Below are 11,102 nucleotides of genomic sequence, written 5' to 3' on the forward strand. Positions count from 1 at the left end.
CATCACCATGCCTCCAGTAGTTTGCTTAATGGTTGAGGGGTCGGTTCCAACATATCCATACGCACCCAAAACAAGCAAAACTAGGGCGCTAGAAAAACCACTACCCGCTTTTTGTATGAACGTACCAGCAGAGTAAAACAACCCTGTTGCACGACGACCATTTTTCCACTCTGAATAATCAGCCGTATCTCCGAGCATGCTAAAGGTCAACACCGACATAAAGGCGGCAAAGAACTCTGCGGCACAGCCCAGAACGAATACCTGAACGACATCGTCCGGACCAAAAAACGCTATGCAATTGGTAAGCGCGCCGCTAATGATTAGCGAAGCGATAAATAGCGCTTTCTTGCCTACTAATCTCGAAAAATAACCCCAGCACCATAACCCAAGGCTTGTTCGTCAACAAATCTATAAGGTCGCTCTGTGAATGGGTAGTTTCACTTTCAGGCTTCGCCACCAAGCGCTTTGTAGTGGCATAGTTAATTTGGCCACCTAATTAGAGGTGATATGATCACTTCTTAGACACATAGGTGACCAATGAGCAAACGAACAAGACCAACTTTTAGCCCCGAGTTTAGATTGGAATCGGCCCAGCTGGTAGTCGATCAAGGTCGGACGGTTAAGGAAGCTGCTGAAGCGATGGGGGTCGGGCAGTCCACAATGGACAAATGGGTTAGACAGCTTCGTCTGGAGCGTGAAGGCGGTAAGCCTGCCGCCACACCCATGACTCCAGATCAGCGCCGGATACGAGAACTTGAACGTCAAATTCAGCGCATAGAGGAAGAAAAAGATATTTTAAAAAAGGCTACCGCTCTCTTGATGTCGGACTCACTAAACAATTCTCGATGATTGAGAACCTCAAGAAGAGCCACAGCGTTGCCCGAGTTTGCGAGGTGTTCGGAGTCCATCGCAGCAGCTACAAGTACTGGCAGGCTAAGCCCAAGACGCCGAGTGTGGACCAAATAAAGCTACAAAGTGAGGTTCGCTTGGCGCATGGATTAAGTCGAGGCTCCGCTGGAGCGCGAACCATTGCCAGCATAGTCTCTGCCAGAGGGTTACCTTTGACCCGGTACCGTGCGGGCAAGTTGATGAAAGCCCTGGAGCTGGGAAGTTGCCAGCTCCCTACCCATCGTTATAAAACGGGCAGCCAGGAACACATAGCGATACCGAATACGCTGAACCGAGAGTTTTCTGTTTCAAAGCCCAATACAGTTTGGTCTGGTGATGTCACCTACATTTGGATTGGTGAACGGTGGGCATACTTGGCTGTGGTGCTGGATCTATACGCGAGGAAGCCTGTGGGTTGGGCGATGTCATTGTCGCCTGATAGTGAATTGACCGGACGAGCCTTGGAGATGGCTTACGAGTCCCGAGGTCGGCCTGATGGAGTGATGTTTCATTCCGATCAGGGCTGTCACTATACGAGCCATCAATTCAGGCAGCGATTATGGCGCTACAAGATTAAGCAAAGCATGAGTCGCCGTGGTAATTGCTGGGATACTCAGTTTACTATACTCACGACATCACACCGATCTGACCCGTGCTGGGATTGGCTAAAGTGCCTTCGCGTTGACCTGTCGACCGGTGTTGGTGTCCCCGAGTGTTACCGGGCCCAGCGTCTGTGACCTAATAGGAGCTTTGTTCTGCACCGTGAGTGTCCTGTCCTGCGAATGGGGTTGGCAATGCATCACATTATTGCAGGGTGGAAGTTTCTGATGAATAAAAACCATGATCAAAATGAAATTATCTTGGGTGTTGATACCCATCTAGATGTTCACGTGGGAGCCCTAATTAACACGGCAGGAAAACTGCTGGGCACGCTATCAATCTCAGTTAATACGCAGGGTTATCTAGATCTTTTGAGCTGGGCATCTTCGTTTGGTGAGTTAAAGCGGGCGGGTCTTGAGGGCACCGGTACTTATGGAGTTGGCTTGTGTCGTTTATTAACTGATAACGGCGTATCCGTGTTTGAAGTTAATCGCCCCGATAGAGTGGCCAGAAGATGCAGAGGTAAATCCGACCCGATTGACGCAGAGAATGCCGCAAGATCGGTTTTATCTGGTTTATCTACAGCTATACCTAAGCAGCATGCTGGGGCTTGTGAGGCTATGAGGATAGCTTCGGTAGCCCGTAGAAGCGCTGTTAAAGCACGAACACAGGCAATAAACCAGGTGCGTGCCATACTGGTCAGCGCTCCCCAGAATATTAGAGAGAAGCTTTGGCGGGTTAAGGCCTCAGATTGCGTTAAAGCCTGCATTAAATCTCATAAGTTTGGTGAAAGCCCATTACTAATAACATTACAAAGCACACTTAAGTGCCTAGCAAAAAGATGGATAATGCTATCTTCAGAGCTCCAGGAGCTGGATAAACAACTTGAGCAATTGACTCAGAGTCACGCGCCAAAATTGCGCAGTCGTTTCGGTGTTGGCCCAAATACCGCAGCCATATTGTTGTCGGTAGCAGGTGATAATCCAAAACGACTCAAAAGTGAAGCGGCTTTAGCATCACTCTGTGGCGTCAACCCATTACCCGCTTCATCAGGTAAAACAGTGCGACATCGCCTGAATCGAGGCGGTAGCAGAGTCGCCAATAATGCTCTCTGGATAATCGCCATGGTTCGGATGAGAAGCGATGCTCGTACTCGAATTTATGTAGAGCGTCGAACGAATGAAGGGCTTTCAACCAAAGAAATTCAGCGTTGTTTGAAACGTTATATCGTCAGAGAGCTATACCCGCTAATACTGGGGGATTTAGAAAATACAGGTGAGCTGTTGACATAGGAGCGTCAATGCACCAATGGAACGTTTCTTTAGGAGCTTAAAAACGGAGTGGCTACCGACAATCGGCTACAAAAGTTTTGGCGAGGCACAGCGCTCGATCGCAGAATACATTACTGGCTACTACAGTCAGGTACGACCACACAGCAACAACAAAGGAGTGAGTCCAAATGCAGCTGAACAGTTGTACTGGGCAGCCTCCTAAACTGTGGCCAAATTTACTTGACCACTACACTTTACAAAAGCACCCGCATCACAAAGAGCAACGATAAAAATAATACCCATGTAGATAGGGTTGAATGAGGGTATTACAGCCAACTCCTTAGTAAGAAGAATCTATCATATTAAAGAGTTCCAGAATAATACAAGAAGACCTAACAAAAACCGGAAGTATCAATCTAACATTTAGTCAGAATTAGCACTTAGGAAATCGCGACGCATGTTATTACATCTGAACTATCGAACATGTACAAGACTTCCACGGCACTGGGCAACTCATACTGCTGGCGAAAATCACTATCTAGAACAAAGACAGCAGTTTTTCTATCGACATCGATCCTTACAAGTTTAGCCATAGAAAAATCAAAATATTTTCCAACCTTTGGAAAAAATGCTTTGAAAATACTCTCTTTTGAAGAAAAACAAACGCTAAATGCAACAACAAAAGAAAGATTAATGTGCCGTATAACGCCAATTTCATCAAAATCCAAAATTAATGATTGAATTTCTTCTATAGTTTCTTCATTTAGGGTTTTCTCTATATCCACACCAAGATAGGAACATATCTGTTTTTTTGAAGCTATTGCTACGGATGAACTATCATTGTGACTAATGGATCCTATGTACCCATCGGGCCATAAAGGTTGCCTATTGCTCGCAACACCCACCTTTCCTGAACACTCCCCAGCCAAAGAAAGCGAACGCCTTGCACAGTATCTTCCTGCTAAAAATTCTGCCTGCCTTTTGAACACAGCTGAGGAAACGCAAGGCGGAATATCAATATTAAACTCATGATAAAGAGCCATTGAGTACTCGCTCAACGCAAAGCGGCACTTTACTATATTAACCGGAAAATTTTCAAAAACAGTAAAAGCAACTTCACTATCTATAAAGCAAGTCAAAATTTCTCCCAACAATTCGACATCATCAAATTGTGCGCATCAAGATTACCAACGCATTCTGACATTTCTAATTCGAACAACGCTAATCGACAATGCAACCGTAATCCAATCGAATCAACTGATCAGCACAATCAAAATATCTATCGTCATGAGAAATAACAATTACAATCTTACCCTTTTCCTTAAGCATAGGAAGAATGTCTCGATAAAATATTTCCTTAAAATCAGGATCCTGATCAGCGGCCCATTCATCAAACAAACATATTTTCGTATTTTCGAGCAACAAGCAGAATAATGCCAACCTTTTACGCTGGCCATCAGAAAGACCTAACGTTGAAAAGGACCCGTCCTTCAAATTCACCTTCTCATTCATTCCGAGTAACGACAAGTACTCATTGGCCTTGTATTCGTCGTAACTCTGAAATATTCGATTGAAAAGGAAAAAATCCATATATATAGCCGAAATTTTTTCTCTTGCAGACCCAAGATTTTCGGGGCTTATCATTTCATCATTGAAGTACAACGCACCTGAGGTTGGGGCTTGGTGGGTAGTAATGATCTTTGCAAGGGTAGACTTTCCCGATCCATTACCACCAACTATAAAAGTGACTTTCCCCTCTTCAAATTTAATGTTTATATTTGAAAGACAAAATGCAGAACTATTGCTTGGGTACTCAAAGCACACATTTCTCAAACTAATATTGCTTACATCTGAAGAATTTAGCGAAGCACTTCCAACACTTTCCGGTCTATACAAACGATAAAATTCATTTAGCCTTGAAAGAGCAACCTTACCCGGCGCAAGCTGCCCTACCCCCATCAAAAGGGAGCCCACTGGTGAGGTTAGATACAACAAAGCCATAACTACACCAAACAGCTCCGTAGAACTTACAGATAAAACGTAAGGAATATGAAAAACAGTTACACCTACCACAAGAAAGGCGACGATACTTCCGTAACTTTCTGCCACTGACCAAACCCTAAAGCCTTTCATCCTGTGTCGATAGCTTGAACTTTCCGGCCACGTCAATTGTTGACGAAGGTAATGCTCCAGCTTTTCTTCATTAAGCTTTAGCTCTTTCACTCCAAAGATCAGCCCTCTAACCCCCTCCTGCGTTTTATCAACTTCCGCCCTTGAAGCGGAAAAGTGCTTTATGCTAAGACTCACTATGATCTGATATACAAAACCGAACACCAACAAGCAAAGTAGAACAAAAACAAATATTTTTACATTTATAAAAAACAAATAGGCTAAACATCCCACTATGGCGAAAAGATTTGTCATGATGGTAGATATATTAATAGCCGCATTTATAATTTCAGGAACATCAACACTAATTAGGTTAACAATTTTTGACTGCCCGAGAGAAAGGAGTCTGGCATAACTCAACTGAGATACAGCGTTATATAGCCCAACTTTTAAATGAAAGTTTGCTTTACTAGCAACGTATGCAGATACCAACATGGACACTGCCTTTGTGGACATTACTGCCGCGCATGTAACAAAGAAAACCATAGCAAGACTGCGAGTAGGCGAATCAAATATGTGTGTATTCTCTAATCCAATTTTGTCAGGTATAGAAATTACCGAATTAACGCCATACATTATAAATGGAATTAGAAGCGCATACCCTATCCCGGACACGCCCCCCAACAGCATAGAGAGGAAGTAAAGGTTTGGCTTGGATCCCCACATCACACTTGACAGGCTACTAAACTTCACGTCAGTCTCCTATAGCTGGCATGAAAGTAACTCCCGATTGAAACTGAGGCACGCCAAAAGTGTAAATATGGCCATCGCCGAAGTCATCCATCATGTCGTCGTAGTGACGACTGAATATATTTCCTGACTGCCCTGTTGGCAGTGCATAACCAAGAGACACACTCTTGCTCATATCCGCGATTTGGCGGTAGACTGGCCCTACATATTGCTGGTACTTGTTTAATTCTTCTAAACTGTAAGGCGCCACATTTAGCGTTTCCACTCCACCACTTGAAGCCCTAGAACGATGAAAAGCCGGTGACCAGAAAGACTCCCCTGCACTTTGCAGCATAGAACGATGCTTCTTTTTGCTGAGAGGATAATGAGGGTAATGAGACTTGTGTAAATCCCCCCACGCCCAATCTTCAATATTTGAAGAAAGACGCTTAATCAGTTCTACTTGAGATATATTTACAGCCCTGAGAAATATATCATCGCAACTTTCAATAATTTTGGTATACAAATCATCACACCAAGGGTTGTCGGGATTATGCAATGCATTCGCTACGAGCCTCATAGTATTTTGTTTAAGAATCACACCAAGAGCGGCTGCGCCGTTCCCTTTTCTATCAAGAACTCCATAGTCGTCTATGAGCATCTCGTTATAGAAATTTCCAATAACTACAGAATAGAATGCACCACCTTTACTACCAACGCTCAACTGTCCATCCCAACCACTAACAGCTTTCTTTAGACCATTAATTTTTATATGTTTATCGCTAATTGAGAGTAGCTTCTCCTTAAACGAAAGGTAATATGGGGCTTGCACATCCATCTGAATAGACTTCATGTCACTATTTTTCATGCGCCCCAACGAATCGCTTAATAGTTGATAAATTCTGTCATGCCTAATACTTTCCGCCCAATCATTGGTCAAATGATACGAATATGATTCTGGTGATATATTATTGTTAGCAGCTACAATAATACCGCTTTTGGGATTGAAAACTTTAGGCCAATCTTCACGTGGCACCCAACCACTCCAGCCCCACTGGCTTGACCAACCTGGCACCGGGACTGAACCACTACCTTTAACTCTTATCGGTATGGCCCCCGGGGCTACACGACCAATATTGCCTTGTACATCGGCATAAATAAAAACCATTACTGGAGAAACATAGCCCACTAGTGCATCATTAAAGCTATTCCAGTCTCGTGAATAGCCAATATTTAAATAACTTTTGAAAGTCCCGCCGTCATCGCTATACGCAGACCAGCGGAAACTATAACTCGCATCCTTTCTACCAGCCCCCAACAAATCGCTAATAATTGGTCCATTTTCTGTACGGCGCACTACAAAATCGTAACTCTGCTGCCGGTCCACAAGGAAGTCCTTTTTAATTTCAACACTATGCTTGACTACGTCGACATTTCTATAGCTTCCATCATACATATATTGCAAATCATTCACTGGATTAATCTTTTCGATAAAAAGATCTTGTGTATCTACTTTAGACGCCGTTGCCCCCCATGCGACAAATTTGTTTCTACCAATTACAACAAAGGGTAACCCTGGAATTGTAGCGCCTTTAACATTCAGACCGCCCCCTTTTATACTTGCCATGTAAAATGTGCTTGGTATGGTATTAGCTAAGTGAGGATCATTGACAAGAAGAGGAGCTTTGGATTTTGTATGCCGCCCCGAGACCGCCCAACCGTTACTACCTAGAGACTTATATTGATCTTTTAGAATGGAGGGAACCTTTTCCAATAGTTGAGCATAATCTAAATCAGCATCATGAAGAACTAACTCTGAAACATGCGCCATAATATGATTTGTTTTGGAAAGCCCGTATTCCGAAATTAGAGCAGATCGAAGGAGCTCTTCTTGAAAGTTGAAAGATAGCTGTAGCTGCATACCCTTCATAACAAGCAAGGTATCCAACGCGGTCCACGGTTCTGGCTTTACACCCTTAATATAATACTCAGGAGGCAGCCTACTTAAATCAGCTATACCCTTATTAACTCCCGCTACATAGCTATTTAGAACTATTCTTTCCTTCCCCTGTATACCCGCCAGACTCTTCGATGCACTTTCTTTAGCACCGATCGTCCGCATAAAGATGTCGGAGGGTAGCGACTCCTTTCCCAGAACAGCACTAAGAGTTCCAGCTACAAATCTCCTGTTCATATCCATCTGCCAAAGTCGATTTTGCGCATGCACATAACCAAGTGCAAAATAGGCATCGTCATCATATTTTGCTTTAATGTACGGGACGCCATTCTCATCATAAGTTAATAAAACGACATCCCGAATAGCGGCACTAAGAACTTTACCTGACGTAATCGGAAGGCTACCAGAGAACCAAGTAAATATCCCCAAAATGGAAATGGCGACTGGAGCAACAACCAAGAGCAGAAATCTCACTACAAACGGATGCCGAATTAGGCCGATCAACGGACGAGCCAAAATATCACTAATTTTACGTATATATTTATTCATTAACTGTAGCCGAAAAAGGATTTTTGACAGTTACTTATTTACGAACTGAATCTTCTATAAACTGTCGAATATCACAAAATATTCTATCTATGTACAATGCACTGTAAAGTCTATGGTTATAGCCAAAGTCAAAAATCAGCTGCCCCTTGATGAGGGTTACCCCCAATATTATTTTTTCCATCTTAGTGTTATCTGACGAAAACTGGGTTAAGTTCCCGCGGAGCGTTTTAATTTCTTTAACATATTCATCTTCTTCCATTTCTTCATGGGAGCCTTGAAAGTTTAGTATTATTTCTGGCTCTGGAAAATTGTTAAACTCTCTACGAATAGAATCATCAGAATGATAATGTTTAATAATAGTTAAACCTAAACCATCTCTTGGGGTAGATTTTATCTGGCGAAATACGTCTTGCACCCTGTCCTTAGTTACATCACTTTCACTAGCCATATCCAGCATATAAATATGACTAAGTGTTAACCAGCCAATCGTTCTAGAAACATCGCCATTTACATCAACATTTCTTCCAGCACCAACCACATTTACTTGTTGCCATGACCCCTCCCGCTTTGCTACAGCCGTTAATAGCGAGGAAATCAAAAAGGCAACCATCGGAACTTCAAAATCTTCATGCACAGCCTTCAAAAGAAGATCTGTCTCACTTTTTGAGATTTTATATTCAATATTGCTGTAGGAATCCACACGAAAAGAATCTTCTGTTGCTTCAAACTCAGTACGAAGTGGCTTTATTTCTCTCCACGGCCTACTTCTCCAGTAACTAAAGCATTCATCGCTTTCTTTGCTATCTGCGAGTTTTTCAAGCTCTTTAACCCACCGTTGGACCGAAGTTGTCTTCTTAGGTAGCTCGTACAAAACTCCGTCATTTTCAGCCTCATATAATCGGTGTAAATCGCCAAAAAAAATAGGAATGGAATAACCATCTAACACTAGATGATGAATATTGAAAGAAAGTAGCCAGCCAGCATTACCCAAAAAATATGCTTCGACTTTGAACAGTGGAGCGGCGCACAAATTTAAACCACTTTTGCTTGATTGAATAACCTGCCGGGATATTTTTTCTTGTTGCAACCGTCCATCCAGCTTAGACATATCGAATATTCTCAAAGGAATTTCTATATCAGAAAGGGGGCAAAGATACTGTTCCACTTTATCATTAAGAAATCTAAAATATGATTTAAGAATATCGTGATGCGCAATGAGACGACGTAATGCATACCTAAAGGCATCGACATTAAAAGACTGCATCCGATAAAACATTCCTCCCATGTCACCTCTTTCGGGATCATTCTTTACCTCTCCAAAAAACCATTTTTGAGACGCAGTTAGTGGAATTCGCCCCACAAACTCTTTGCTCTCATGTATAGATTCACCAGCTAGGTCTTGCCAGCAACGAGCTAACTCTGCTAGCGATACGCACGTAATAACATTTTGTGCGGATACTCGCCCTCCTTTTTCGCCCGCAAGAGCAACGACTCGAATAGCTTTAAGTGAATCCCCCCCAAGAGCAAAAAAGTTGTCGTGTATGCCAACACGCTCCACCCCTAGCACCTGCTCCCAGATTGAACACAACATAGACTCCACTTGCGTGCGGGGGGCTTCATAGCCAACTTGCATGGACGACACGTCCGCCGCCGGTAACGCTCCCCGATCAACCTTGCCATTTGAAGTAAGCGGCAACTGTTCAAGCTCGACGAATACAGAGGGCACCATGTACGATGGTAAACTCGATTCCAGCGCCCGTTTAACATCCGATACCAGCGCATCGAATTGAGCCGACTGAAATTCAGAATCGAACGATTCGTGTGATCGAACCACATACGCAACCAGAATCTTGTCTGACCCATCACCCTGCGCCACAACCACGGCATCCTTGACGCCTACCTGCGTGGTTAAAGTCGACTCAATCTCACCAAGCTCGATACGAAACCCTCGAATCTTGACCTGATGATCAATTCTTCCTAAGTACTCGAGATTGCCATCCTCCCGCCATCGAACCAGATCTCCGGTTTTATACAGACGTTTACTGCTGGAAGGATCCGATGAATCATAAAACGGGTTTGCAATGAACTTCGCGGCGGTTAATTCGTGCTGATTTAAGTAGCCCCGAGCCAACCCCGGTCCACCTATGCACAACTCTCCCGGCACCCCAATAGGGTTGAGCATTTTTTGATCATCTAGAATATAGAGCTTATCTGCGTATGGACTCTTTCCGATCGGTATTGAGCCCGAATACTCACCCTCAATGACTTTAAATACCGTACTCCATACAATGGCCTCTGTTGGACCATACTCGTTAAACAACTGTACAGATGATCCAAACGTACTAACGTGCTCATCAACCGTTGCCGGAGGCAAAGATTCTCCAGCGACAATGACATTCCTAAGACTCTTTAACGCATTCTCACACCCCGGGAAACTCAGAATTTGCCGGTAAAAAGACGGCGTTGCAATCAGTAAATCTACAGCGTTCTCTTGTACTATATGCAAGATATGCGACAGCTCTTTAACCTCGCGACTATTCGGCAAAATCAACTTCGCGCCGGCACTCAGAATCCAGAAAACTCCAGCCACAGAGCTATCAAAGCTGATAGAGCTGAGCATTAAGAATGAGCTTACCAACTTATCGTAAAACTCGTCTCTAGATGTATTCGAGAACATAAGCCCCTTGTGCTCTACCATTACGCCTTTCGGCGTTCCGGTAGACCCTGAGGTATAGATCACATACGCAAGGTGAGAGGACGTAAGACCCAACCCCTGAGCCGGTAAGTTACGTATGCTTTGCCCGGCCAACTGATCCCGAAATAACACATCATCAAACAGTAAGGCCTGCGCTTGACTGATCCCTGTGCGCTCTAGTAAGGACGAGTGTGTCAAAACTGTACCCAGACTCGCGTCCTGCAACATGTATGCTATGCGCGATGACGGGTAGTCCGGATCAATCGGTACATAGGCACCTCCGGCCTTAATAATTCCCAAAAGG

Annotated in this window: 6 protein-coding genes and 2 pseudogenes; 3 read left to right on the plus strand and 5 right to left on the minus strand. The window is 43.7% G+C overall.

Annotation, left to right across the window (positions count from 1 at the left end; all coding sequences use genetic code 11):
- A partial coding sequence (locus QWI17_RS00545; RefSeq protein WP_302720551.1) for an MFS transporter occupies nucleotides 1-333 on the minus strand: 333 nt, incomplete at its 3' end.
- Nucleotides 334-537: 204 nt separating this feature from the next.
- Here QWI17_RS00545 and QWI17_RS00550 point away from each other — a divergent pair.
- The 3 genes and pseudogenes from QWI17_RS00550 to QWI17_RS00560 all read left to right on the plus strand — a co-directional run.
- Nucleotides 538-1,499, plus strand: a pseudogene (locus tag QWI17_RS00550) (IS3 family transposase); the annotation flags it as partial.
- Between the two features lie 183 nt (nucleotides 1,500-1,682).
- Nucleotides 1,683-2,780, plus strand: coding sequence for an IS110 family RNA-guided transposase (locus QWI17_RS00555; RefSeq protein ID WP_302720546.1), 1,098 nt, complete (start codon nucleotides 1,683-1,685; stop codon nucleotides 2,778-2,780).
- A gap of 7 nt (nucleotides 2,781-2,787) precedes the next feature.
- Nucleotides 2,788-2,982, plus strand: a pseudogene (locus QWI17_RS00560) (integrase core domain-containing protein); the annotation flags it as partial.
- Nucleotides 2,983-3,199: 217 nt separating this feature from the next.
- Here QWI17_RS00560 and QWI17_RS00565 read toward each other — a convergent pair.
- The 4 genes from QWI17_RS00565 to QWI17_RS00580 form a co-directional block, all read right to left on the minus strand.
- Nucleotides 3,200-3,898, minus strand: coding sequence for a 4'-phosphopantetheinyl transferase family protein (locus tag QWI17_RS00565; RefSeq protein WP_302720547.1), 699 nt, complete (start codon nucleotides 3,896-3,898; stop codon nucleotides 3,200-3,202).
- An 82-nt stretch (nucleotides 3,899-3,980) separates the two neighbouring features.
- Nucleotides 3,981-5,621, minus strand: a complete 1,641-nt coding sequence (locus tag QWI17_RS00570) for a cyclic peptide export ABC transporter (RefSeq protein ID WP_302720548.1) — start codon at nucleotides 5,619-5,621, stop codon at nucleotides 3,981-3,983.
- Nucleotide 5,622: 1 nt separating this feature from the next.
- The gene (locus tag QWI17_RS00575) at nucleotides 5,623-8,103 is read right to left on the minus strand and encodes a penicillin acylase family protein (RefSeq protein ID WP_302720550.1); all 2,481 of its coding nucleotides are present in this window, start codon (nucleotides 8,101-8,103) and stop codon (nucleotides 5,623-5,625) included.
- A 34-nt stretch (nucleotides 8,104-8,137) separates the two neighbouring features.
- Entirely contained in the window at nucleotides 8,138-11,098 is a 2,961-nt protein-coding gene (locus QWI17_RS00580; RefSeq protein WP_302720552.1) for a non-ribosomal peptide synthetase, read from the minus strand.
- Between the last annotated feature and the right edge of the window lie 4 nt (nucleotides 11,099-11,102).

It is taken from the genome of Gilvimarinus gilvus, assembly GCF_030518155.1.
In the GTDB taxonomy this organism is placed as follows: Bacteria; Pseudomonadota; Gammaproteobacteria; order Pseudomonadales; family Cellvibrionaceae; genus Gilvimarinus; species Gilvimarinus gilvus.

What these genes read in the sequence shown, in the direction of transcription:
- QWI17_RS00555 (WP_302720546.1), top strand. Translation starts at nt 1,683, where the DNA reads ATGCATCACATTATTGCAGGGTGGAAGTTTCTGATGAATAAAAACCAT.
- QWI17_RS00575 (WP_302720550.1), bottom strand. Translation starts at nt 8,103, where the DNA reads ATGAATAAATATATACGTAAAATTAGTGATATTTTGGCTCGTCCGTTG.